General features: G+C 69.8%; 21 protein-coding genes. 15 read left to right on the forward strand and 6 right to left on the reverse strand.

Going from position 1 to position 24,524, the window contains the following annotated elements; genetic code table 11:
- Window positions 1-40: 40 nt before the first annotated feature.
- The gene (locus ACWGKJ_RS30870; RefSeq protein WP_385026443.1) at window positions 41-412 is read right to left on the reverse strand and encodes a nuclear transport factor 2 family protein; all 372 of its coding nucleotides are present in this window, start codon (window positions 410-412) and stop codon (window positions 41-43) included.
- A gap of 75 nt (window positions 413-487) precedes the next feature.
- On the opposite strand from ACWGKJ_RS30870, the gene ACWGKJ_RS30875 reads away from it, so the two are divergent.
- On the forward strand, window positions 488-1,129 hold the full coding sequence (locus tag ACWGKJ_RS30875) for a nucleoside/nucleotide kinase family protein (protein WP_385026440.1): 642 nt from the start codon (window positions 488-490) through the stop codon (window positions 1,127-1,129).
- Between the two features lie 65 nt (window positions 1,130-1,194).
- Here the strand turns inward: ACWGKJ_RS30875 and ACWGKJ_RS30880 are convergent, their stop codons facing one another.
- A complete protein-coding gene (locus tag ACWGKJ_RS30880) occupies window positions 1,195-2,643 on the reverse strand; it encodes a WGR domain-containing protein (RefSeq protein WP_385026437.1) in 1,449 nt (482 codons plus the stop codon).
- Between the two features lie 117 nt (window positions 2,644-2,760).
- Here ACWGKJ_RS30880 and ACWGKJ_RS30885 point away from each other — a divergent pair, with 117 nt between their 5' ends.
- Together ACWGKJ_RS30885 and ACWGKJ_RS30890 are read left to right on the forward strand one after the other, a co-directional pair.
- A complete protein-coding gene (locus ACWGKJ_RS30885) occupies window positions 2,761-3,543 on the forward strand; it encodes a class I SAM-dependent methyltransferase (protein WP_385026434.1) in 783 nt (260 codons plus the stop codon).
- Complete coding sequence (locus ACWGKJ_RS30890) at window positions 3,530-3,892, forward strand: cupin domain-containing protein (protein WP_385026431.1); 363 nt, start codon at window positions 3,530-3,532, stop codon at window positions 3,890-3,892. Before ACWGKJ_RS30885 ends, ACWGKJ_RS30890 begins: the two co-directional genes overlap by 14 nt.
- Window positions 3,893-4,002: 110 nt before the next feature.
- On the opposite strand, the gene ACWGKJ_RS30895 is transcribed toward ACWGKJ_RS30890, so the two are convergent.
- Window positions 4,003-4,572, reverse strand: coding sequence for a methylated-DNA--[protein]-cysteine S-methyltransferase (locus tag ACWGKJ_RS30895; RefSeq protein WP_385026428.1), 570 nt, complete (start codon window positions 4,570-4,572; stop codon window positions 4,003-4,005).
- A gap of 62 nt (window positions 4,573-4,634) precedes the next feature.
- Between ACWGKJ_RS30895 and uvrB the strand changes: the two genes are divergently transcribed.
- From uvrB to ACWGKJ_RS30915, 4 genes are all read left to right on the forward strand, one after another.
- Entirely contained in the window at window positions 4,635-6,767 is a 2,133-nt protein-coding gene (uvrB, locus tag ACWGKJ_RS30900; RefSeq protein WP_385026425.1) for an excinuclease ABC subunit UvrB, read from the forward strand.
- 181 nt (window positions 6,768-6,948) lie between these two features.
- Window positions 6,949-7,515, forward strand: coding sequence for a TerD family protein (locus ACWGKJ_RS30905; RefSeq protein WP_385026487.1), 567 nt, complete (start codon window positions 6,949-6,951; stop codon window positions 7,513-7,515).
- A 153-nt stretch (window positions 7,516-7,668) separates the two neighbouring features.
- Window positions 7,669-9,591 carry a TerD family protein gene (locus ACWGKJ_RS30910; protein ID WP_385026422.1) on the forward strand — a complete coding sequence of 641 codons (1,923 nt, stop codon included), beginning with the start codon at window positions 7,669-7,671 and terminating at the stop codon, window positions 9,589-9,591.
- 361 nt (window positions 9,592-9,952) lie between these two features.
- Window positions 9,953-10,939 carry a TerC/Alx family metal homeostasis membrane protein gene (locus ACWGKJ_RS30915; RefSeq protein WP_385026419.1) on the forward strand — a complete coding sequence of 329 codons (987 nt, stop codon included), beginning with the start codon at window positions 9,953-9,955 and terminating at the stop codon, window positions 10,937-10,939.
- An 83-nt stretch (window positions 10,940-11,022) separates the two neighbouring features.
- Here the strand turns inward: ACWGKJ_RS30915 and ACWGKJ_RS30920 are convergent, their stop codons facing one another.
- A complete protein-coding gene (locus ACWGKJ_RS30920) occupies window positions 11,023-11,679 on the reverse strand; it encodes an MBL fold metallo-hydrolase (protein WP_385026416.1) in 657 nt (218 codons plus the stop codon).
- 53 nt (window positions 11,680-11,732) lie between these two features.
- Window positions 11,733-12,356: a maleylpyruvate isomerase family mycothiol-dependent enzyme gene (locus ACWGKJ_RS30925; protein WP_385026413.1), complete on the reverse strand. Its 624-nt coding sequence runs from the start codon at window positions 12,354-12,356 to the stop codon at window positions 11,733-11,735.
- Window positions 12,357-12,544: 188 nt separating this feature from the next.
- Here ACWGKJ_RS30925 and uvrA point away from each other — a divergent pair, with 188 nt between their 5' ends.
- Window positions 12,545-15,637, forward strand: a complete 3,093-nt coding sequence (gene uvrA / locus ACWGKJ_RS30930; RefSeq protein ID WP_385026410.1) for an excinuclease ABC subunit UvrA — start codon at window positions 12,545-12,547, stop codon at window positions 15,635-15,637.
- A 55-nt stretch (window positions 15,638-15,692) separates the two neighbouring features.
- A complete protein-coding gene (locus tag ACWGKJ_RS30935) occupies window positions 15,693-16,529 on the forward strand; it encodes an alpha/beta fold hydrolase (protein ID WP_385026407.1) in 837 nt (278 codons plus the stop codon).
- A gap of 53 nt (window positions 16,530-16,582) precedes the next feature.
- On the opposite strand, the gene ACWGKJ_RS30940 is transcribed toward ACWGKJ_RS30935, so the two are convergent.
- Window positions 16,583-17,503: a carbohydrate kinase family protein gene (locus ACWGKJ_RS30940; protein ID WP_385026404.1), complete on the reverse strand. Its 921-nt coding sequence runs from the start codon at window positions 17,501-17,503 to the stop codon at window positions 16,583-16,585.
- A 121-nt stretch (window positions 17,504-17,624) separates the two neighbouring features.
- Between ACWGKJ_RS30940 and ACWGKJ_RS30945 the strand changes: the two genes are divergently transcribed.
- The 6 genes from ACWGKJ_RS30945 (at window position 17,625) to gap (ending at window position 24,386) form a co-directional block, all read left to right on the forward strand.
- Complete coding sequence (locus ACWGKJ_RS30945; protein WP_385026401.1) at window positions 17,625-18,047, forward strand: Rieske (2Fe-2S) protein; 423 nt, start codon at window positions 17,625-17,627, stop codon at window positions 18,045-18,047.
- Between the two features lie 117 nt (window positions 18,048-18,164).
- Window positions 18,165-20,144 (forward strand): excinuclease ABC subunit UvrC, encoded by a 1,980-nt coding sequence (gene uvrC / locus ACWGKJ_RS30950; RefSeq protein WP_385026398.1) that lies wholly within the window; start codon window positions 18,165-18,167, stop codon window positions 20,142-20,144.
- Window positions 20,137-21,081, forward strand: a complete 945-nt coding sequence (gene rapZ, locus ACWGKJ_RS30955) for an RNase adapter RapZ (protein ID WP_385026395.1) — start codon at window positions 20,137-20,139, stop codon at window positions 21,079-21,081. The genes uvrC and rapZ overlap by 8 nt, the downstream gene beginning before the upstream one ends.
- The gene (locus ACWGKJ_RS30960) at window positions 21,078-22,106 is read left to right on the forward strand and encodes a gluconeogenesis factor YvcK family protein (RefSeq protein ID WP_385026392.1); all 1,029 of its coding nucleotides are present in this window, start codon (window positions 21,078-21,080) and stop codon (window positions 22,104-22,106) included. Before rapZ ends, ACWGKJ_RS30960 begins: the two co-directional genes overlap by 4 nt.
- A complete protein-coding gene (gene whiA / locus ACWGKJ_RS30965; protein WP_385026389.1) occupies window positions 22,097-23,086 on the forward strand; it encodes a DNA-binding protein WhiA in 990 nt (329 codons plus the stop codon). Before ACWGKJ_RS30960 ends, whiA begins: the two co-directional genes overlap by 10 nt.
- 295 nt (window positions 23,087-23,381) lie before the next feature.
- Window positions 23,382-24,386, forward strand: coding sequence for a type I glyceraldehyde-3-phosphate dehydrogenase (gene gap, locus ACWGKJ_RS30970; RefSeq protein WP_385026386.1), 1,005 nt, complete (start codon window positions 23,382-23,384; stop codon window positions 24,384-24,386).
- Window positions 24,387-24,524: the final 138 nt, after the last annotated feature.

Raw genomic sequence — 24,524 nt, forward strand, 5'->3', positions numbered from 1 at the left:
GGCCCGGAGGTTGGACATACCTCCGGGCCCGCTCCATGCCCTACTCCTCGACGGCGAGGACCGGTCCGTACGCACCGAAACCCGCGATCACCAGACCGTCCCGGAAGGTCAGCACCTCGTAGACCCGCCCGCCGATCTGGTTCCGGTAGTCGATCACGAGCGAATCCACCACTGCCCGTACGTCCATGGCATCGAAGTGCAGATCCGGGATACGGGCGAGCCCCGTCCGCCAGTACGCACGCAGCTCGTCCTTGCCCCGGACCGTCCCCGATGCGTCACCGTTGAAGCGCGCGATCATCGGCGAACTGAAGGTCACGTCCTCGTGGTAGTGCGCGAGAATGCGCTCCAAGTCGTGCGAGTTCCAGTCCTCCCGCCACTCCGCAGCGAACCTCTGTGCGAATTCCAGATTCATGGGGCTGATCGTAGAGGCCCGGTTCGGGGAAGGGGGACGGTGAACAGGCCGTGATGAACAGGTCATGATGAACGGGTGCGACTCGAAGCGATCTCCTGGGAACGGCTGGCCGGTGCTCTGGTCCGGAGCGCCGACGAACTGAAGGCATCGGACGGTGGTCCGTGGCCCAAGATCGCGCTGGACGGTGCACCTGCCGCGCCCACGGGAGAGCTGGCCGCCGCTGTCGCCGAAGGGCTGCGGCTGCGCGGCCGATCCGTCCAGGTGGTCAGTACACAGGGCTTCCTGCGCCCGGCCTCGCTGCGGTACGAGTACGGGAAGCGGGACCCGGACGCGTACTACAGCGGCTGGTTCGACGTCGGCGCGCTCTGGCGCGAGGTCTTCGGCCCACTAGAGGCGGGCGGCAGCGGACGTGTGCTGCCCGAACTCTGGGATCCGGTGACCGACCGCGCCACCCGCAGCCCGTACCAGCAGCTGCCGGAGGGCGCGGTACTCATCGTGCAGGGACCGCTGCTCTTCGGACACTGGTTTCCCTTCGATCTGGGCATCCATCTCCGGCTTTCGCCGGGCGCACTCCAGCGCCGTACCGGATCGGACGAGCAGTGGACGCTGCCCGCCTTCCAGCGGTACGAGGAAGAGGTCTGCCCCGCGGAGACCGCGGATGTCGTCATCCGGGCAGATCATCCCGACCACCTTGCCTGGTCCGGCCCACCGGCCTGATCCGGACAGATCCCCCGGACCCGGACCCGGACTCGGAGCATCGGAGAACTCGGAGAGCAGAACCCCTAGACCAGGCGCTTTATCTCGCCCCGTACCCGGTAGAAGCCACCCGACGAGGGGTGCAGGGCATCCACCACATAGCGGGCGCCCGCCTGTCGTATGCCCCGGGGGAACTGCACATGCCAGGCAGGCTCATAGCCGTCCGACACCACCTGGACCCGCAGCCTGCCGCCGGCCTGCACACACTCCACGACGACCCCGGCGCCCGGCGCGGGCAGCGCGCTTACCGTGGCCACGTCGGCCATCGGTGTGTAGGTGGGCAGCGCGGCAGCCTGCTTCACATCCACGGCGACCGGGAGACTCCCGCCCTGTGCCGCCGTGATCGCTGTCTCGCTCGCGTCGATGCAGGCCAGTGAGCCGTCGGTGGTGACGATATAGAGCTTCTCTTCGTGGTACTGCATGGAGAGCGCCGAGCCGCCGCCCGTACCCAGCTTCCACAGCCGGGTGCCGTCCGAGGTGAAGCAGTAGACGGACGAGGCCAGGTCGCCCGCGAAGACATACTCGCCGTCGGCGGATGTCGCGCACGAGTACACGGCCGCGTCGCACTGGTACCTGGCCTCGCTGCGGCCGGTCGCCTTGGAGAGCCGCTCGACCACTTGCCGGCCGGTGCCGGCGTACACGGATGCCTCCTCCTGCCAGCCGAACAGCACTCCGCCGTGGGTGTCCGTGTGCCACAACTCGCCGCTGCCGTCCGCCGCGTACGCCGTCACACCCCGGGTGTGTCCGTGGTAGACCGCATGGTCGTCGGCCCGGACCATCCAGGCATTGCTGCCCTTGGAGCGGCGCGACCACTGGAACTCGTCCTCGTGGTCGATGACCGTGAGGCCGCCGCTGCGGTCCGACACGTGCAGCACGCCCTCGTGGATGTCCAGCCAGAAGATGTCCATGTCCTCCGCGATCTCGTAGGCGGCGAAGGGCACTTTGGACGACAGGTCGTACACCTTGCCGTCATCACAGCCCGCGTAGATCCAGAAGTCGTCAGCGACCAGGCACTTGACGCCGTCCGGCAGCGAGAAGCGGGACAGCACCTCGCCGTCGTGGCCGAGTGTGTAGACATCGCCGTGCTGATTGCCCACCCAGCAGTGGTCCGTGTCGATGTGGATCCCGAACGCCGAAGTGCCGGTACGGAAGCGCCAGAGGACGGGGGCCGTGGCCCGTGCCGTCGAGGGAGCGGATGTCACCTGGCGGCGCGTCACCGCGCGCGCCGCCCGCTGCCCCCGCACGGCCGGTGCATACCCCTTCCGGACCTTCTCGCCCACCTTCTTGGCCGCCGCGGCCTGAGCCTTGGCCGGGGTCGGGAAGGACGCGACCTGGCGCTGGCCGTCCGCGCCGATCCGTCCGTACCGCACGGCCACCGTCGTCCCGCTGACGGTCACTTCGTAGAACTTGTGCGCTCCGGCGCCCTCCTGGGAAAGCTCCAGATATGTCGTCTCTCCCGACCCCACAGCAACCACGGCACACCCCTCCCCAAGGACCGGCCCCCTCCGGCCGGTCTCCACTGATTCCAAGCTAGACGCCACCACTGACAATCGGCTGAGCGTCCCTGTCCGCGCCCCGATAACCTGCGCACCATGCACCCGACCCGGCGCTTCTACGACGAACTCGCCGCCGATTACGACGCGGTGTACGCGGACTGGGATGCCGCCGTCGCGCGGCAGGGGGCCGCCCTCGACACGCTGGCCTCCGCGGCGCTCGGTCCGGGCGGCCGCGACGTTCTCGACTGCGCCTGTGGCATCGGCACCCAGGCGCTCGGACTCGCGGCGCACGGGCACCGGGTCACCGGCAGTGATCTCAGCCCGGTGGCCACCGCACGGGCCGCCCGTGAAGCAGCCGCGCGCGGGCTGCCGTTCGCCGCGTGCGCCGCCGATATGCGCGCACTGCCCTTCCGGAGCGCCTCCTTCGACCTCGTCGTCTGTGCCGACAACTCGCTGCCCCACCTGCTGACGCCCCACGACGTACGGGCCGCACTGGGCGAGATGCGCAGGGTGCTGCGGCCCGGCGGGCTGCTTCTGCTGTCCACCCGGCCGTACGAGCAACTGCGCCGCGAACAGCCGCAGTCCACTGCGCCCCAGGTGGCGGTGGGACCGGACGGCGGCAGGACCATCACCTTCCAGCTGTGGCACTGGCACCCGGACGGCGAACGCTACGACCTGGAGCACTTCCAGCTGCTGCCCGGGGACGGCACCTGGGCGACCCGGACCCGGCGCGCCACCTACTGGGCGCTGGCCCCGGCCGAGACGGCGGGATTCGCGGAGGCCGCGGGCTTCACGGAGACCGGCTGGCACGCCCCCGTGGACACCGGATTCTTCCAGCCCGTCCTGGTCGCTAAGGTTGCCCGCCATGACGACAACTGATCAGACCCCCGCCTCCTTCGCCGTGCACATACCGGATGCCGAGCTGGAGCCCGAACCGCTCGACGCCGCACAGATCGTCTCCGGAGACCCGGTGGTCACCGGAAAGGTCCTGTGGGAGTCCCCGGACGGCACGCAGCTGCGCGGGATCTGGCAGATCACGCCCGGAGTGGTGACCGACACCGAGGCCAACGAACTGTTCGTCGTCGTCAGCGGGCGGGCGACCGTCGCCGTCGAAGGTGGCGAGACGATGCGGATCGGCCCCGGTGACGCCTGTGTGCTGCGGGAGGGCGACCGTACGACCTGGACCGTCCACGAGACGCTGCGCAAGGCGTACCACATCAGCCTCTGAAGCCCTTGGGCTCCGGCCGCGGAACATCCCGGCCGCGCCCGCCCGCGGGGCGGCCGGCCCGCCGGACGCCAGGGGGCCGCGGCGGGCCGAAGCGATCCGGAGCGGACCGGTCAGAACAGAGGCTGCGGGAGAACGCCCTCCAGTGCCAGGAGCTGCCGCTTCGTCTCCGGGCCGCCGCCGAACCCGCCCAGGCCGCCGTCGCTCTCCACCACGCGATGGCAGGGCACCACCACGGGCAGCGGGTTCGACGCCATCGCGACACCCACCGCCTGCGCGGCCCCCGGCCGGCCCACCCGGGCGGCGAGATCGCCGTACCCCACCACCGACCCGTAGGGCACCCCGGCCGCCAGCTCCCGCAGCACCTGGCGGTTGAACCCGGCGGAAAGCGACCAGTCCAGCGGCAGGGTGAAGGTGCGCAGCCCGCCGTCGAAATAGGCGGCGAGCTGGCGTATGGGCTCGGCCAGCCGCGGCGATTCCGGGTCCTCAACGGGCGGGGCCGCGAACCGGGCGGCCAGCCGCTCCAGCGCCCTGCGGCGCACCGCGGGGACGGCATGGAAGACGACCGTGACCAGGCCCCGGCCGCTCGCGGCCAGGAGCAGCGGACCGATGGCGCTGCCGACCGTGACCCACTCGACACTTTGCGTTTCGTTCTCCACGTCCCCCACCGTACGGCGGCCCACCGACAGCGTGGCCCGGACGGCGAAGGGACCCGGTTGTCAGTGGGTGGTCGTACGGTGGTTGCATGCGGCCCGTTTCCAAGATCGAACGCACGGTGGCGCCTTTCGAGGTCGTCAGTCCCTACCAGCCCAGCGGTGACCAGCCGACGGCCATCGCCGAGCTCGACAAGCGTATCCGTGCAGGTGAGAAGGATGTCGTCCTGCTCGGTGCGACCGGTACCGGCAAGTCGGCGACCACTGCCTGGATGATCGAGAAGCTGCAGCGCCCCACGCTCGTGATGGCGCCGAACAAGACGCTCGCCGCCCAGCTGGCGAACGAGTTCCGCGAGCTGCTCCCCAACAACGCCGTCGAGTACTTCGTCTCGTACTACGACTACTACCAGCCCGAGGCGTACGTCCCGCAGTCCGATACGTACATCGAGAAGGACTCCTCGATCAACGAGGAGGTCGAGCGCCTCCGCCATTCGGCCACGAACTCACTGCTCACCCGTCGCGACGTGGTCGTGGTCGCCTCCGTCTCCTGCATCTACGGCCTGGGCACACCCCAGGAGTACGTGGACCGGATGGTCTCCCTCAAGGTCGGCCAGGAGGTGGACCGGGACGAGCTGCTGCGCCGGTTCGTCGACATCCAGTACACCCGCAACGACACGGCGTTCACACGGGGCACCTTCCGGGTGCGCGGCGACACCATCGAGATCTTCCCGGTGTACGAGGAGCTCGCCGTCCGGATCGAGATGTTCGGCGACGAGATCGAGGCGCTCTCCACGCTGCACCCGCTCACCGGCGAGATCATCAGCGAGGACCAGTCCCTCTACGTCTTCCCCGCGACGCACTACGTGGCGGGCCCGGAGCGCATGGAGAAGGCGGTCAACGGGATCGAGAAGGAGCTGGAGGAGCGGCTCGCGGAGCTGGACAAGCAGGGCAAGATGCTGGAGTCCCAGCGACTGCGCATGCGCACCACCTACGACCTGGAGATGCTGCGCCAGATCGGCAGCTGCTCCGGCGTCGAGAACTACTCGATGCACTTCGACGGCCGCGATCCCGGCACGGCGCCCAACACCCTGCTCGACTACTTCCCCGAGGACTTTCTCCTGGTCCTGGACGAGTCGCATGTCACGGTTCCGCAGATCGGTGCGATGTACGAGGGCGACGCCTCCCGCAAGCGCACCCTCGTCGACCACGGCTTCCGGCTGCCCTCCGCCCTGGACAACAGGCCACTGAAGTGGGAGGAGTTCCAGAAGCGGATCGGGCAGACCGTCTACCTCTCCGCCACGCCGGGCAACTACGAACTCTCCCGGGGCGACGGCTTCGTGGAGCAGATCATCCGCCCCACCGGACTCGTCGACCCCGAGGTCGTGGTCAAGCCCACCGAGGGGCAGATCGACGACCTGGTCCACGAGATCCGTACGCGTACCGAGAAGGACGAGCGGGTCCTGGTCACCACCCTCACCAAGAAGATGGCCGAGGATCTCACCGACTACTTCCTCAACTTGGGTATCCAGGTGCGCTATCTGCACAGCGATGTGGACACCCTGCGCCGTATCGAGCTGCTGCGCGAGCTGCGGGCCGGGGAGTACGACGTACTGGTCGGCATCAACCTGCTGCGTGAGGGTCTCGACCTCCCCGAGGTGTCGCTGGTGGCCATCCTCGACGCCGACAAGGAGGGCTTCCTCCGGTCGGGCACGTCCCTGATCCAGACGATCGGCCGTGCCGCGCGGAACGTCTCCGGGCAGGTCCATATGTATGCGGACCGGGTCACCCCGGCGATGGAGAAGGCCATCGAGGAGACCAACCGCCGCCGTGAGAAGCAGGTCGCGTACAACAAGGAGCGCGGCCTCGACCCGCAGCCGCTGCGCAAGAAGATCAACGACATCGTCGCGACGATCGCCCGCGAGGAGGTCGATACCGAGCAGCTGCTCGGCACGGGCTACCGCAAGGCGAAGGACGGCAAGCAGCCGACCGCCCCGGTCCCCGCGCTCGGTGGCGCGGCGGCAAAGGGCGGCAAGGCCGCGAAGGGTGCGAAGGCGGTCCCGACCGACCGCCCCGCCGAGGAACTGGCCGGAATCATCGAGGAGATGACCGAGCGGATGCGCGCCGCTGCCGCGGATCTGCAGTTCGAGGTGGCCGCCCGGCTCCGTGACGAAGTCGGTGAACTGAAGAAGGAGCTGCGCCAGATGAAGGAGGGCGGGCTGGCCTGACCCGTTGCGGACTCGCCCGGCCCGATGCGGCCAGAACGACAGTTGTTGCAACAACGACACAAAAGAGCCCCGGCCCTCCTGCGATGTCCGCGTGTCTGCGTAGGGTGCGGGGAAAACGTGGGGAAACAGGAAGAAGGGACAGCGCGTGACGGCCAATTTTGCCAAGGGCCCTGGTGTCAATCTGACCAAGGGGCAGGCCATCAGCCTGCAGAAGAACGACGGGGGCACCCTGACCGCGGTGCGGATGGGACTCGGCTGGCAGGCGGCGCCGCGCCGTGGCCTGTTCGGATCGCGCACCCGGGAGATCGACCTCGACGCGTCGGCGGTGCTCTTCGCCGACAAGCAGCCGGTGGACGTGGTGTTCTTCCGCCACCTCGTCAGCGACGACGGCTCGGTGCAGCACACCGGTGACAACCTGGTCGGCGGCGCGGGTCAGGGCGGCGACGACGAGGCGATCCTTGTCGACCTCGCGCGGGTCCCCGTCCACATCGACCAGATCGTCTTCACGGTGAACTCCTTCACCGGCCAGACGTTCCAGGAGGTGCAGAACGCCTTCTGCCGCATCGTCGACGAGACCAACGGTGAAGAGCTCGCCCGCTACACGCTCGACGGCGGCGGCCAGTTCACCGCCCAGATCATGGCGAAGGTGCACCGCGCGGGCGGCAGCTGGCAGATGACGGCCATCGGCAACCCGGCCAACGGCCGTACGTTCCAGGACCTGATGCCCGCGATCCTGCCGCACCTGTAGGCGTCACCACCCGGCGCCCGAAGAGCGCGCGATCGGTTCCCGGCGGCCTTGGGCTGCCGGGAACTGCCTGTTCAGAACTGGCTGTTCAGACCTCTTCAGAGGCCGCCGGAACCACAAGCTGACACACCGCGACGCGACGAGGGGACACGCGCGATGACGGCCGAGCTGGTCCGCGGACAGAACCACCCCCTGCCCCCGGTCCGACTGGAGATCCGGGTGTCGGCAGGGAGGCCGGTTCTCACCGGCGCGGTCCTGAGTGACGTGCAGGGAAGGGTCCGTGGCCCGGAGTGGGTCGCCCACCCCGGCTTCCCGCGGCTGCCCGGTCTCGAAGTGTCACGGCGGACGGCGCCGGACCATCGGCTCACGGTGGACCTGGAGTCGCTGCCGGAGGCCGTACACCGGGTGAACGTCCTGCTGGCACTGCCCGCAGCCACCGGCGGGCCCCCTTCGTTCGGCTCCCTCGCCGCGCCGTTCACCGCTGTCATGGGGCCGGACGGCGCGGAGATCGTCAGCTACACCCTCACCGGACTCGGTGCCGAGTCCGCGGTCATCGCCCTGGAGCTCTACCGCAGACAGGGGGCGTGGAAGGTCCGTGCCGTCGGCCAGGGATACGCGGGCGGCCTCGCCGACCTGCTCGGTGACCAGGGGCTGCCGGGTGCCGGAGCGCTGGCGGACACGATCCGCACCGCGGCCGTGGGCGACGCAGCGCACGCCGCATCGACGGGCCCACCGCGTCCCGCGCAGGGAGACAGGACAGCTCCCACCGGCCGCGACGCGGATGCGGGCCCTCCCGCCGCCACGCCGCCGCCCACGCGCCCCGTACCGGTCGAGGGGCCCGGTGGTACCGGGACCGGCGGACGTCTCGCAGGCCCGGTCGACTACACGCACCCCCGCCGGCAGCGCCCCGCGCCCCCGGCGCCATCCCCGGCGGTTCCCCGCCCCCGGCCGGGGGAGCAGCCCCAGCCCGTCGCGGGCGACGCCAACGGCTGGTCCATGGAGGAGCGTCTGTACAACCAGGTCCGGGGCATGTTCGAGGACCTGGCCCGTACTGCGGCCGCGTACCGCAGCGCCGTCGACTTCGCCGACTCACGCCTGGAGCGCGAGACCTCCGACGCCCTCTCCGACCCGCGCGGCCGTACCGGATCCGCGGGCGCCGAAGCACGGCGGCAGGCCCAGGAGAAGCGGGACGGGCTGGCGGCTCGGGCAAGGGAGGTGCTCGACCGGGATCTCGATCAGCTGACGGCCGAGTCCCGGGTGGTCGAACCTGCCCTGGCCCCGGCCTTCGCCCGCTGGGACCACCCGGTCTGGCACGGGTACCGGGTGCCGACGCAGCCACCGTCGGCGCTGCGCGTCGGCGATCTGCATCTGCCGGTCCGGCCCGCGCTGCGGATTCCGATGCTGGTACGGCTGCCGCTTGAGCGCGGGCTCTGGGTCGACAGCGGCCGGACCGGATCCGCGGCGGATCTTGATTCCGCCGCGCTGCGTACGCGCGCCATGGACACCGCTGTCGCCCACGCGGCCCGGCTGCTGGCCGTGCACCCGGCGGGGGAGTTCACCGTCCGGGTGATCGACCCGGCGGGTTCGGGCGCCGGACCGCTGGCTCCCCTGACCGGCTCCGGAGTGCTCGGCGCGCCCCCGGCCACCGGTGCTCAGGGGGTGGCCGCTGTCCTCGCGGAGTTGGTGCGGCGGGTGGATCTGGCGCAGATGGCGGTCCGCGGGGGCGCGGCCGACTCCCTGCCGCCGGATCTGGACACGGCGGAGCAGCTGTTGATCGTCAATGACTTCCCGCACGGGTTCGACGACCGGGCCCTCACCCACCTGCGCTACCTGGCCGACGAGGGGCCCGCTGCCGGGGTCCATCTGCTGATGGTCGCGGACCGGGAGGACGCGCGGGGGTACGGCCCGGTGCTCGATCCCCTGTGGCGCTCCTTCCTGCGGATCACTCCGGTGCCGGACGACCACATCGCCGATCCCTGGGTCGGGCATGCCTGGACCTTTGAGCCCTCGCTGCCGCCGCCGGGCAGCGCGGTGCTCCGGACGGTACTGGACCAGGTCGCGGCGGCCCGCCGGTCCTGACCGGGACCGCCTGACCGTCTCGGCCCGCCCGGTATGGCCCGACCAGGACCGGGTCCCGCCGGCCGTCCCCGTCCTCCTGTTCCTGTACTTGAGCCCCTCGCTTTCCCAGGGCCCTCGCTTTCCCAAGGCGCTGACCTGCGTCTTTGAATTACCCTTACCAATCCCTTTACTATCCCTTGGTGTTCCTTGTACTGTTCTTGGTGCGGAGGGGAGTACTCCCCAAGTGCGGCGCACCCGTCAGTACGGACCTGTCAGGGCCCCGGGGCGCCGGCCCGGCGTACCGGTCCGTCCGGCACGGGTGGAAGAGACCTCCGGCAGCGACGACGCTGATCAAGTAGCCGTAGCAATCGCCGGAGGCGTGATGGACGTTTCACTGACCCTGTGGGCGCTGACCATTCTTGGTCTGGGCGCACTGATCGCGGTCGACTTCGTGATCGGCCGCAAGCCCCACGACGTGTCCGTCAAGGAGGCCGGAGTCTGGACCGCGGTCTGGATCGTCCTGGCCGCCCTCTTCGGCCTCGGGCTGCTGCTATTCGGCAGCGGCCAGGCGTCCGGCGAGTTCTTCGCCGGCTTCATCACCGAGAAGTCGCTGAGCGTCGACAACCTCTTCGTCTTCATCCTGATCATGGCGAAGTTCTCGGTCCCTTCCCACCTTCAGCAGCGGGTGCTGCTGCTCGGCGTCCTGATCGCCCTGGTGCTCCGCGCGGTCTTCATCGCGGCCGGCGCGGCGATCATCGCGAGCTTCTCGTGGGTCTTCTTCCTCTTCGGCGCGTTCCTGATCTACACCGCCTGGAAGCTGATCAAGGAAGCGCGATCGGACGCGGAGGAAGAGGAGTTCGAGGAGAACCGCCTTCTCAAGTCGGTCGAGCGACGTCTCGGCGTGGCCGACCGGTACCACGGGACCAGGCTCTTCATCGAGCGGAACGGCAAGCGGATCATGACCCCGCTGATGGTCGTGATGCTCGCCATCGGCACCACGGACGTGCTGTTCGCGATGGACTCGATCCCCGCGATCTTCGGCCTCACCCAGGACCCGTACATCGTCTTCACGGCCAACGCCTTCGCCCTCATGGGGCTGCGCCAGCTGTACTTCCTCATAGGCGGCCTGCTGAAGAAGCTGGTGCACCTGAGCTACGGGCTGTCGGTCATCCTCGGCTTCATCGGCGTCAAGCTGCTGCTGCACGCGCTGCACGAGTCGGGGGTGCCTGTCCCGGAGATCTCCGTTCCGGTCTCGCTCGCGGTCATCTGCGGCGTGCTGGCCGTCACCACGGTGACCAGTCTCATCGCCGGACGGAAGCAGGCTGCCGAGGAGGCCGAGGCACCGGGCAAGGACCGGATCGACGTCTGACGGCGGGGCCCGGCCTGACCGGGCCGGTCGGGGGGGAGAGGCTCCGGCCGGCCCGGTTGAGAGGGCGTACGCGCGCCTGCGGCTCACCAGCCGCGGGCGCGCCACTCTCCGAGATGCGGGCGCTCGTCGCCCAGCGTGGTGTCATGGCCGTGCCCCGGATAGACCCAGCTCTCGTCCGAGAGCCGGTCGAAGAGCTTCTCCTCGACACCGTCGAGCAGGCTGGTGAACGCTTCCGGGTCGCCATGGGTGTTCCCGACGCCCCCCGGGAAAAGGCAGTCACCGGTGAAGACATGCGGGTGGCCGTGCGGGTCGTCGTAGATGAGCACGAGGGAGCCGGGGGTGTGGCCGATCAGCCGGCGGGCGTTCAGCTCGACCCGGCCCACCCGGATCGTGTCACCGTCCTCCACGGGCACATCCGTGGCGACCGGGATGCCCCCGGCGTCGTACCGCCCGGCGTAGGTGCGGGCGCCCGTGGCGTCCACGACCTCCTGCAGGGACTGCCAGTGGTCGCCGTGGCGGTGGGTGGTGGCCACGGAGGCGATGGAGTCGGCCCCGATCAGCTGCAGCAGCGTCGCGGTGTCGTTGGCCGCGTCGATCAGCAGCTGCTGACCGGTCTCCCGGCAGCGCAGCAGATACGCGTTGTTGTTCATCGGGCCCACCGCGACCTTGGAGATCATCAGAGCTGTCAGCTCGTGTACGTCCGCCGGGCCGCCGACCTTCACCACTCCGCTGTACGTCATGGTGCCGAGTCTAGAGCGGCGGCCCGGGGCGGGGACCGCCGCCGTACGTCCTTCTAGAGCGAGGGCAGGACCGGCAGCGCGCCACCGCCGGAAGCCGTCAGCCCCTGGCCGTCGCCGCGTCCCGACAGCCAGCCCAGCAGAGCCGTGTCGGGTCCCGTCACCCCGGCCACCGCGGGATCGGCGGAGAAGCGCTCCCGCAGGAAGGCGATCTCCCGCTCGGTGAATTCAGCGGAGAGGTCCGCCAGCTCGTAGCCGATTCCGAGGTCGACGTGGTGCAGCTCGATCTCGACCCACCGACGGAAGGGGATACCGGCAGCCGTGTCGGTGACACCGTTACGCAGGGTCACAGTGCGCGACCAGTCGGCGGGCTGGGACGCGCGCCCACGGAGCCGGGCCGCGCTCTCCCGTACATCCGCGAGCTGCGCGGTGAGCGGACGGTGGGCGTCACGCTCGATGTCGGCGTCGCGGGCTTCGGCGGACGCGTACATCGGCAGCCCGGCGAGAACATTTCCGACCGCGTCGGCGTTACGGGAGAGATGGGCGAGCACATGTCCGCGGGACCAGCCGGGGAGCCGTGACGGTTCCGCCACTGCGGCGTTGTCCAGTCCGGCGGCCGAGGCCAGGAGCCGTTCGGTCGCCTCGTCCAGGGATCTCAGGTCGCGCGCGTGATCGATCATGCGGCTGACGATAGGCCCCGCCACTCCTTTGGGTGAAGCTCTTTACCGAAGGCCGGTAATCGAATGCGCGTGCTATAGGCTCGTGAGAGACATCCAACAACCCATCACCCGACATCGCTGAGGCGCCCCCCATACCCTGGGGAGGGGGCTCCGCCCCTGCTTCTTCTCTCAGAAAGGTGCGGACCGGCGTGGCCGACCGTCTCATCATTCGTGGCGCTCGCGAGCACAATCTCAAAAACGTCTCGATCGACCTCCCGCGTGACTCCCTGATCGTCTTCACGGGGCTCTCCGGATCGGGCAAGTCATCCCTCGCGTTCGACACGATCTTCGCCGAGGGGCAGCGCCGCTATGTCGAGTCGCTCTCCTCGTACGCCCGGCAGTTCCTCGGGCAGATGGACAAGCCCGATGTGGACTTCATCGAGGGCCTGTCCCCCGCTGTCTCGATCGACCAGAAGTCCACCTCGCGCAACCCGCGCTCGACCGTGGGCACGATCACCGAGGTCTACGACTACCTGCGTCTGCTCTTCGCGCGCATCGGCAAGCCGCACTGTCCCCAGTGCGGCAGGCCCATCTCGCGCCAGTCCCCGCAGGCCATCGTCGACAAGGTCCTCGAACTGCCCGAGGGCAGCCGCTTCCAGGTGCTCTCGCCGCTCGTGCGGGAGCGCAAGGGCGAGTTCGTCGACCTCTTCTCCGATCTCCAGACCAAGGGGTACAGCCGCGCCCGGGTGGACGGCGAGACGATCCAGCTCGCCGAGCCGCCCAAGCTCAAGAAGCAGGAGAAGCACACCATCGAGGTGGTCATCGACCGCCTCACCGTGAAGGACAGCGCCAAGCGCCGCCTCACCGACTCCGTCGAGACGGCGCTCGGACTGGCCGGCGGCATGGTCATCCTGGACTTCGTCGATCTGCCCGCGGACGACCCCGAGCGTGAGCGGATGTACTCCGAGCACCTCTACTGCGCCTACGACGACCTGTCCTTCGAGGAGCTGGAGCCGCGCTCCTTCTCGTTCAACTCGCCCTTCGGAGCCTGCCCCGACTGCACCGGCATCGGGACCCGGATGGAGGTCGATCCCGAGCTGATCATCCCGGACGAGGACAAGTCACTCGACGAGGGAGCGATCTCCCCGTGGTCGCACGGCCACACCAAGGAGTACTTCGCACGGCTGGTCGGCGCGCTCTCCGACGAGCTCGGATTCCGGACCGACATCCCCTGGGCCGGGCTGCCGCAGCGCGCCAGAAAGGCTCTGCTGTACGGCCACAAGACCCAGATCGAGGTCCGCTACCGCAACCGGTACGGCCGGGAGCGCGCCTACACGACCTCCTTCGAGGGCGTGGTGCCCTTCGTCAAGCGGCGGCACTCGGAGGCCGAGAGCGACTCCAGCCGGGAGCGCTTCGAGGGCTATATGCGCGAGGTGCCCTGCCCGACCTGTGAGGGCACCCGGCTGAAGCCGATCGTCCTGGCGGTGACGGTGATGGAGAAGTCCATCGCCGATGTCGCCGCCATGTCGATCAGCGAGTGCGCGGACTTCCTGGGCCGGCTGCGGCTCAACGCGCGCGACAAGAAGATCGCCGAGCGGGTGCTCAAGGAGGTCAACGAACGGCTGAGGTTCCTGGTCGACGTCGGTCTCGACTACCTCTCGCTCAACCGCGCGGCCGGCACCCTCTCCGGTGGTGAGGCGCAGCGCATCAGGCTGGCCACCCAGATCGGCTCCGGTCTTGTCGGTGTGCTGTACGTACTGGACGAGCCGTCCATCGGGCTGCACCAGCGCGACAACCACCGCCTCATCGAGACGCTCGTCCGCCTCCGCGACATGGGCAACACCTTGATCGTCGTGGAGCACGACGAGGACACCATCAAGGTCGCCGACTGGGTCGTGGACATCGGCCCCGGCGCCGGTGAGCACGGCGGCAAGGTCGTGCACTCCGGGTCGCTGAAGGAGCTCCTCACCAACGAGGAGTCCCTGACCGGCCAGTATCTGGCAGGTAAGCGCGCCATCCCGATCCCGGACGTGCGCAGGCCGGTGGACCCGGGGCGGCGGCTGACGGTGCACGGCGCCCGGGAGAACAACCTCCAGGACATCGATGTGTCCTTCCCGCTGGGCGTGCTGACAGCGGTCACCGGTGTCTCCGGATCCGGCAAGTCGACCCTGGTCAACGACATCCTCTACACCCACCTCGCGCGGGAGCTCAACGGCGCGCGTACCGTCCCCGGCCGGCACACCCGGGTCGACGGCGACGACCTGGTCGACAAGGTCGTCCACGTCGACCAGTCGCCCATCGGCCGTACCCCCCGGTCCAACCCGGCTACGTACACCGGGGTCTTCGACCATGTGCGCAGGCTCTTCGCCGAGACGATGGAGGCCAAGGTCCGCGGTTATCTGCCGGGGCGCTTCTCCTTCAACGTCAAGGGCGGCCGCTGCGAGAACTGCTCGGGCGACGGCACGATCAAGATCGAGATGAATTTCCTGCCGGATGTGTACGTCCCGTGCGAGGTCTGCCACGGGGCGCGCTACAACCGGGAGACCCTTGAGGTCCACTACAAGGGCAAGTCCATCGCCGAGGTCCTGGACATGCCGATCGAGGAGGGCCTGGACTTCTTCGAGGCCGTCCCGACGATCGCGCGTCATCTGCGCACGCTCAACGAGGTGGGCCTCGGCTACGTCAGGCTCGGGCAGTCCGCGCCGACGCTGTCGGGCGGCGAGGCACAGCGGGTGAAGCTGGCGAGCGAGCTGCAGAAGCGCTCCACCGGCCGCACCGTCTATGTCCTGGACGAGCCGACGACGGGCCTTCACTTCGAGGACATCAGCAAGCTCATCAATGTGCTGTCGGGCCTGGTCGACAAGGGCAACTCGGTGATCGTCATCGAGCACAACCTGGATGTCGTCAAGACCGCCGACTGGGTCGTGGACATGGGCCCCGAGGGTGGCAGCGGCGGTGGCCTGGTCATCGCGGAAGGCACTCCGGAGCAGGTTGCCGGGGTCCCCGCCAGCCACACCGGGAAGTTCCTCCGGGACATCCTGGACAGCGAGCGGATCAGCGACGCCGCTCCGGGCGGGAAGGCACCGGCGAAGAGGGCGGCTTTGAAGAGGGCCGCAGCGGAGAAGGCGGCGCCGAAGGCACCAGCCGGGAAGGCGGGCGCGGCCAGGAAGACGGCGGTCAAGACGGCGGCGGTCAAAACGGCGGCGACCAAGGAGACCACGCCCAAGAAGGCAGCGACGAAGAAGGCAGCGGCCAAGAAAGCAGTGGCGAAGAAGGTGCCGCGTACGCGCCGCGCTTCGTGACGGGGTCGGGCCGCCGGGAGCCGACCGGGCTCCGGATGGCGACGGGGGTGCAGCGGTGACAGGGATACGGACCGATGATGGCGCACGGCTCTGGGCCGTGCGCCGGGGTGCGGGCCCGCCCGTGGTGTTCTGCCACGGCGGTCCCGGCTTGTGGGACACCCTTGAGGACGTCGCGGATCTGCTGCCCGGGTATGCCGTGCACCGCTGGGACCAGCGGGGGTGCGGCCGCTCGGGCCCTTCCGACGGCCCGTACACGGTGGCCCGCTCGGTCGCCGACCTCGAAGCGGTCCGCCGCCACTTCGGCCTCGACCGGATGGCGCTGCTCGGCCACTCCTGGGGTGCCCAGCTCGCCCTGTGCTACGCGCTGGAGCACCCCGGCCGGGTCGGCGCGCTCATCCAGGTGTCCGGCACCGGTATCGATCCGGTGGAGACCTGGCACCCCGAGTTCGTCCGGGCGTTCCACCGGGCCATGGCCGGGCAACCGGAAGGGTGGCAGAGGCTGGACGGCCGGGACGGCGCCGTGCTGCGGTGGTCGGCGGAGTTCCAGGACGGGGCCCGCGCCCACCGGCTCGCCGAGCGGATGGCCACGCCCTGGTACGGGGTCAACGAGACGGCCAACGACACCATCAATGCGGAGAACCGCCGGAACTGGGGCACCCCGGCCCTGCGCGCACGCTGTGCGGAGCTGGACGTCCCCGTACTGATCGTGGACGGTGACCGCGACCTCCGTCCGCGCTCGGCCATGGACTCCCTGGCGAGCGCCCTGCCGCGGGCCGAGCGGGTCGTGCTGCCCGGCGCGGGCCACCTGCCCTGGGCAGACGACCCGGAGGGGTTCCGGTCCGCGGTGCGCACCTTCCTGCTGACGCAACCCGGCCTGGCCCCAGGGCGTTAGTCCGCGCCGGGCCCCTGGCTCCCGGCCTCCGGACCAGGGGCCCTGAGCCAGTCCTAAGCCTTCAACTCCCGCGCGTACGGCGGCTCGGCGCCCGTACGTGAGCAGGTCACCGCGGCCGCACGCGCCGCGAAACCCAGGACGCGGGCCCAGTCGTCGCCGGACAGGGCCGCCGTCGCAGCCGCCGACAGCGCGTCCCGCTCCGCGAGACCGTGCAGCAGCGCCGCGTTCACCGTGTCGCCCGCACCGATCGTGTCCACCACGTCGACCGCCGTACCGGGGACCGCGTAGGCGCCGCCCGCCCGGGTCCGTACGGTCAGACCGTCACCGCCGTGGGTGACCACCACCGCCTGCACCCCCGCGTCGAGCCACTCCTCCGGGGTGCCGCCGAGCCACTGGGCGTCCTCCTCGGACAGCTTCAGCAGGGTGACGTCGGGCAGCCAGTCCCTGAACCGCTTCCGGTAGGCGTCACCGTCCTGGATCAGCCCCGCCCTGATGTTCGGGTCGAGCAGGGTGAACACCCCGCGCGCCGCCTCCCGCCGCAGCAGCGCCTCGTATGCGCTCGCGCCCGGTTCGAGCACCAGCGAACAGGTGCCGAGGGACAGTGCCCGTACCTCGGAAGGCAGTTGGTCCGGAAGCTCGAAGAGCCGGTCCGCGCTGCCCTCGGCGTAGAAACCGAATCCGGCGGAACCGTCGGTACTCAGCGAGGCCACCGCGAGCGTCGTCGGCTCCGGGCCGCGCTGGACGAGGGAGAGATCCGCCCCGGCCGTCCGCAGCCCGTCGAGCAGTGCCTCGCCGAAGGTGTCGGTGGAGACCCGTGAGCAGAACCCCACCCGGGCGCCGAGCCGCCCCAGGGCGACAGCCGTGTTGTAGGGCCCGCCGCCCAGCCGTGGCAGCAGTGCGGGCAAGGGTTCACCGGGTGCGGCGGCGTGCTGCGGCACCAGGTCGATCAGGGACTCTCCGGCGACGATGATCACAGATCCCGAACGTAGCCGAAGTTCCCGGGCCCGTAAATGCTGCAAACACCGCCTGCGGGCCCGGGGATCTCCACCGGTATGGTCGGATCCGTCGCCGATGCCTGCCGAAAGTGAAACCCCCATGTCCGGTCTGCCCCCCGCCCGTCGTTCCGTCCTCATGGGAGCCGCCCTGGCGGGGGCCGCGGGGCTCGGGCTCACCGGCTGCTCGGGCGGCGGCGACAAGTCGTCGGGGCCCGACAAGCCCGTCGACCTCGGCGCCGCGGACGCCGTGCCGGTCGGGGGAGTCAAGTACTACCGGGACCAGTTCCTGCTCGTGAGCCGGCCGAGCGCCGATGCGTACAAGGCGCTCTGGTCGCGGTGCACGCACCAGAACTGCCCCCTGCAGAAGATCGAGGGCAAGGTCGGCATCTGCCCCTGCCACGGCAGCCGCTTCGACGTCACGACCGGCAAGGTGCTGCAGGGGCCCGCCAGCCGCCCGCTCGCCGACGTCCCGGTCAAGGTGGTCGGCGGAAAACTGATCGCGGGCCCCGACAAGAAGGCCTGACGCCACCCGCGGGCCCGACAGGCAAGGTGCCCGACGCCACCCCGGGCGCCGACAGGATCGCCTGACGCCACCCGTGCTGGCCCCGCACTGTCAGTCACCGCCAGTAGGGTGGGAGGCATGGCAGACCCCTCCAGTTACCGCCCCAAGCCGGGACAGATCCCCGACTCCCCGGGGGTCTACAAATTCCGCGACGAGCACCGCCGGGTGATCTACGTAGGGAAGGCGAAGAGCCTGCGCCCGCGCCTCTCCTCGTACTTCCAGGACCTGGCCCATCTCCATCCGCGCACCCGCACGATGGTCACCACGGCCGCGTCCGTCGAGTGGACGGTGGTCTCCACCGAGGTCGAGGCGCTGCAGCTCGAATACTCCTGGATCAAGGAGTTCGACCCCCGTTTCAACGTCAAGTACCGCGACGACAAGAGCTACCCGTCCCTCGCGGTGACGCTGAACGAGGAATTCCCCCGGGTGCAGGTAATGCGCGGCCCCAAGAAGAAGGGCGTGCGGTACTTCGGCCCCTACGGCCATGCCTGGGCCATCCGCGAGACCGTCGACCTGATGCTCCGCGTCTTCCCGGTCCGCACCTGCTCCGCCGGGGTGTTCAAACGCTCCGCGCAGATCGGCCGCCCCTGCCTCCTCGGCTACATCGGCAAGTGCTCGGCGCCCTGCGTGGGCCGTGTCACCCCCGAGGAGCACCGTGAACTGGCCGAGGAATTCTGCGACTTCATGGCTGGGCGCACCGGTGCGTACATACGCCGTATCGAGCAGGAGATGCGGGACGCGGCCGAGGAGATGGAGTACGAGAAGGCGGCCAGGCTCCGCGACGACATAGAGGCGCTCAAGCGCGCCCTGGAGAAGAACGCGGTCGTCTTCAACGACGCCACCGACGCCGACCTGATCGCCGTCGCCGAGGACGAGCTGGAGGCCGCCGTCCAGATCTTCCACGTCAGGGGCGGCCGGGTCCGCGGCCAGCGCGGCTGGGTGACCGACAAGGTGGAGGCGGTGGAGACCTCCGGCCTGGTCGAGCACGCGCTCCAGCAGCTGTACGGCGAGGAGAAGGGCGAGGGTGTGCCCAAGGAGGTGCTGGTTCCGGCCCTCCCGGAGCAGCCCGACGCCGTCACCCAGTGGCTCGCCGACCGCCGGGGTTCGCATGTCTCGCTGCGCATCCCGCAGCGCGGCGACAAGAAGGACCTGATGGCGACCGTCCAGCGCAACGCCCAGCAGGCGCTGGTGCTGCACAAGACGAAGCGCGCATCCGACCTCACCACCCGCTCCCGGGCCCTGGAGGAGATCGCCGCCGCGCTCGCGCTGGACAGCGCGCCGCTGCGGATCGAGTGCTACGACATCTCGCATCTCCAGGGCGACGACGTGGTGGCGTCGATGGTGGTCTTCGAGGACGGCCTGGCCCGCAAGGGGGAGTACCGCCGCTTCCAGATCAAGGGGTTCGAGGGCCAGGACGACGTCCGGTCCATGCACGAGGTGATCACCCGGCGCTTCCGGCGGTATCTCCAGGAGAAGGAGCGCACGGGGGAGTGGACCGAGGAGCAGGCCGCCGACGCGGTCGAGGACGACGGCCGCCCCAAGCGGTTCGCGTACCCGCCCCAGCTGGTGGTGGTCGACGGCGGCCGGCCCCAGGTGGCGGCAGCGAAGCGCGCCCTGGACGAGCTGGGCATCGACGATGTCGCCGTCTGCGGTCTGGCCAAGCGCCTTGAGGAGGTCTGGCTCCCCGACGACGAGGACCCGGTGGTGCTGCCCCGGTCCAGCGAAGGGCTCTATCTGCTCCAGCGGGTGCGTGACGAGGCCCACCGCTTCGCCATCACCTACCAGCGGGCCAAGCGGGCCAAGCGCTTCAAGGCGAGCCCGCTCGACTCGGTGGCCGGTCTGGGCGAAACCAGGAAACAGGCCCTGATCAAGCACTTCGGCTCGGTCAGGAAGCTGAGGCAGGCCACCATCGAGCAGATCTGCGAGGTGCCCGGCATAGGCCGCAGAACGGCCGAGTCGGTGGCCGCGGCGCTGGCACAGGCCACCCCGGCCGCACCTGCCGTGAACACGGCAACAGGAGAGATCATGGAAGACGACGGGGGCGACACACATGAGTGACGAGCAGGAACGGGACGGAGCACAGGTGAGTACGGGCAGCGCGGGCACGGCCACACCGGCGGAGACCGCGGAAGCGGCCATTCCGGAGCTGGTGATCATCTCCGGAATGTCCGGCGCCGGACGTTCCACCGCGGCGAAGTGCCTGGAGGACCTCGGCTGGTTCGTCGTCGACAACCTGCCGCCCGCCCTGATCCCCACCATGGTGGAGCTCGGCGCCCGCTCCCAGGGCAATGTGGCCCGGATCGCCGTGGTCGTCGATGTACGCGGCCGGCGCTTCTTCGACAATCTGCGCCAGTCCCTCGCGGACCTCGCGGCCAAGCAGGTCACCCGGCGGATCGTCTTCCTGGAGTCGTCCGACGACGCACTGGTGCGCCGCTTCGAATCCGTGCGCAGACCGCACCCGCTCCAGGGGGACGGCCGGATCACCGACGGCATCGCGGCCGAGCGCGATCTGCTGCGCGAGCTGCGCGGCGACGCCGACCTGGTGATCGACACCTCCAGCCTCAACGTGCACGAACTGCGGGCCAAGATGGACGCCCAGTTCGCCGGGGACGAGGAGCCCGAGCTGCGGGCGACCGTGATGTCCTTCGGCTACAAGTACGGCCTCCCGGTCGATGCGGACCTCGTCGTCGACTGCCGGTTCCTGCCCAACCCGCACTGGGTGCCCGAGCTGCGCCCCTTCACCGGCCTCAACGAGGAGGTGTCCGCGTACGTCTTCAACCAGCCGGGCGCCAAGGAGTTCCTCAACCAGTACAGCGAACTGCTCCAGATCATCGCCACCGGCTACCGGCGCGAGGGCAAGCGGTACGTGACGATCGCCGTGGGCTGTACCGGCGGCAAGCACCGCTCGGTCGCGATGTCCGAGAAGCTCGCCGCCCGGCTGGCGTCGGAGGGGATCGAGACGGTGCTCGTCCACCGGGACATGGGGCGCGAGTGACCGGCCGCGGCGCCGCCAGACTGCGGCGTGTACGGCTGGTGCCCGGCCGGACCAGACGCGGCACCCAGCCGAAGGTCGTCGCGCTCGGCGGCGGGATGGGGCTCTCCGCCTCGCTCGCCGCGCTGCGCCGCATCACCGGGGATCTGACCGCCGTGGTGACCGTCGCCGACGACGGCGGCTCCAGCGGCCGGCTCCGTGAGGAGCTGGGCGTGCTGCCGCCCGGCGATCTGCGCAAGGCGCTCGCCGCGCTCTGCGGGGACGACGACTGGGGCCAGACCTGGGCGCGTGTCATCCAGCACCGCTTCCAGTCCAAGGGCGATCTGCACGAGCACGCGGTCGGCAATCTGCTGATCGTCGCCCTCTGGGAGCAGCTCGGCGACCATGTGCAGGCCCTGGACCTGGTCGGCAGACTGCTCGGCGCGCACGGCAGGGTGCTGCCGATGTCCGCCGTGCCGCTGGAGCTCCAGGCGCTGGTCCGCGGCCACGACCCGGCCCGCCCCGACGACGTCGACACCGTCCGCGGCCAGGCCACGGTCGCCCTCACCCCGGGCGAGGTCCAGTCCGTGCACCTGGTGCCGAACGACCCGCCGGCCGTCCCCGAGGCCGTCGCCGCGGTCCTCGACGCGGACTGGGTGGTGCTCGGCCCCGGCTCCTGGTTCTCCTCGGTGATTCCGCACCTGCTGGTGCCCGAACTGCTCGACGCACTGGTCGAGACGAAGGCGCGCAAGGTGCTCTCGCTCAATCTCGCGCCGCAACCCGGTGAAACCGATGGCTTCTCACCGCAGCGTCATTTGGAGGTTTTGGCCCGACACGCCCCTAAACTCGCCCTGGACGTGGTGCTGGCCGACGAGGCAGCCGTGCCCGACCGCGCGAGTCTCGCCGAAGCAGCCAAAGGGCTCGGTGCGGCGGTCGAGCTGGCGCCCGTGGCCTCGCCCGACGGTTCCCCGACGCACGACAGGGAGCTGCTGGCCGCCGCGTACGACCGTATTTTTCGGATGCATGGAAGGATCGGCCCATGGCGATGACGGCAGCGGTGAAGGACGAAGTCTCCCGGCTCCCCGTCACCCGGACCTGCTGCAGGAAGGCGGAGGTCTCGGCGATTCTTCGGTTCGCCGGCGGGCTGCACCTGGTGAGCGGGCGGATTGTGATCGAGGCGGAGCTGGACACCGCCATGGCGGCGCGCCGGCTCAAGCGCGACATCCTGGAGATCTTCGGGCACAACTCCGAACTGATCGTGATGGCCCCCGGCGGGCTGCGCAGGAGCAGCCGCTATGTCGTACGGGTCGTGGCGGGCGGTGACCAGCTGGCCCGCCAGACCGGTCTGGTGGACGGCCGCGGCCGCCCCATCCGCGGGCTGCCCCCGCAGGTGGTCTCGGGGGCCACCTGCGACGCCGAGGCGGCCTGGCGCGGCGCCTTCCTGGCACATGGCTCGCTCACCGAGCCCGGCCGCTCCTCCTCGCTCGAGGTGACCTGCCCCGGGCCCGAGGCGGCGCTCGCCCTGGTCGGTGCGGCCCGCAGGCTCCAGATCGCCTCCAAGGCGCGTGAGGTCCGCGGTGTGGACCGGGTTGTCGTCCGGGACGGGGACGCGATCGGCGCCCTGCTCACCCGGCTCGGGGCGCACGAGTCCGTCCTGGCGTGGGAGGAGCGGCGGATGCGCCGCGAGGTGCGGGCCACCGCCAACCGCCTCGCCAACTTCGACGACGCCAACCTGCGCCGCTCGGCACGGGCCGCGGTCGCCGCCGGGGCCCGGGTGGGCCGTGCGCTGGAGATCCTCGCCGAAGAGGTGCCCGAGCACCTCGCGGCGGCCGGCCGGCTGCGGATGGAGCACAAGCAGGCCTCGCTGGAGGAGCTCGGCGCGCTCGCCGACCCGCCGCTGACCAAGGACGCCGTCGCAGGGCGGATCCGCCGGCTGCTGGCCATGGCCGACAAGCGGGCCCAGGATCTGGGGATCCCCGGGACGGAGTCCACGCTCTCCGAGGAGATGGACGACAGCCTGGTCGGCTGACCGGCCCGGATCCGGCGGTAAGCCCGCCGCATTCCGCATTCCGGTATTTCCGCGCTATTTCAACCCGCCGGTGCCGGTGCCCATATGGGTGCCGGCACCGTCGTATGAGCCCCGGCCGCGCTCCGGCGTATGTACTGGTCGGTACGGGTGTGCGTGGCCGCATGTGAATTTCCGTACGGTCATGTTCGATATGACCCTGGGGCCTTTCGAGAGGTAGGGTCGTAGGCGGTCGGGGACATCCCATACATCTCGCCGTGGCGTCGAAACCCGGCGTACCAACGAGGAGATCGAGTTCGTGACGATCCGCGTAGGCATCAACGGCTTTGGCCGCATCGGTCGTAACTACTTCCGCGCGCTGCTGGAGCAGGGTGCAGACATCGAGATCGTGGCTGTCAACGACCTGGGTGACACCGCGACCACCGCGCATCTGCTGAAGTACGACACGATCCTGGGCCGCCTCAAGGCCGAGGTCTCCCACACCGCAGACACCATCACCGTCGACGGCCACACCATCAAGGTGCTGTCCGAGCGCAACCCGGCCGAGATCCCCTGGGGTCAGCTGGGTGTCGACGTCGTCATCGAGTCGACCGGCTTCTTCACCAAGAAGGCCGACGCCGAGAAGCACATCGCAGGCGGCGCCAAGAAGGTCCTCATCTCGGCTCCGGCCAAGGGCGAGGACATCACCATCGTGATGGGCGTCAACCAGGACAAGTACGACCCGGCGAAGCACCACGTCATCTCCAATGCGTCCTGCACCACCAACTGTGTGGCGCCGATGGCCAAGGTCCTCCTGGAGAACTTCGGCATCGTCAAGGGCATGATGACGACGGTCCACGCGTACACCAACGACCAGCGCATCCTGGACTACCCGCACTCGGACCTGCGCCGCGCCCGCGCCGCAGCCGAGAACATCATTCCGACCACCACGGGCGCCGCCAAGGCCACCGCGCTGGTCATCCCGGAGCTTGAGGGCAAGCTCGACGGCATCGCGATGCGCGTCCCGGTCCCGACCGGCTCCGTGACCGACCTGGTCATCGAGCTGGAGCGCGAGGTGACCAAGGACGAGGTCAACGCCGCGTTCCAGAAGGCATCCGAGGGCCAGCTCAAGGGCCTCCTCGACTACACCGAGGACCCGATCGTCTCCTCGGACATCGTCAACATGCCGGCGTCCTGCACCTTCGACTCCTCCCTGACCATGGTCCAGGGCAAGAGCGTCAAGGTCATCGGCTGGTACGACAACGAGTGGGGCTACTCCAACCGCCTGGTCGACCTGACCGTCTTCGTCGGCAACCAGCTCTGATCACGGGCCGGTAGGCACCTCCGATGTGAGCACGGGGCCCGGGGGGGGCGGCGCCACGGCCGGCCCGGCCCCCGGGCGGGGGCGCAAGTGCGACGCGTGGCGGCACAGAATCATAAAAAACACCAAAAAATAGCCCCA

The sequence above is a fragment of the Streptomyces sp. NPDC054757 genome (assembly GCF_053612185.1).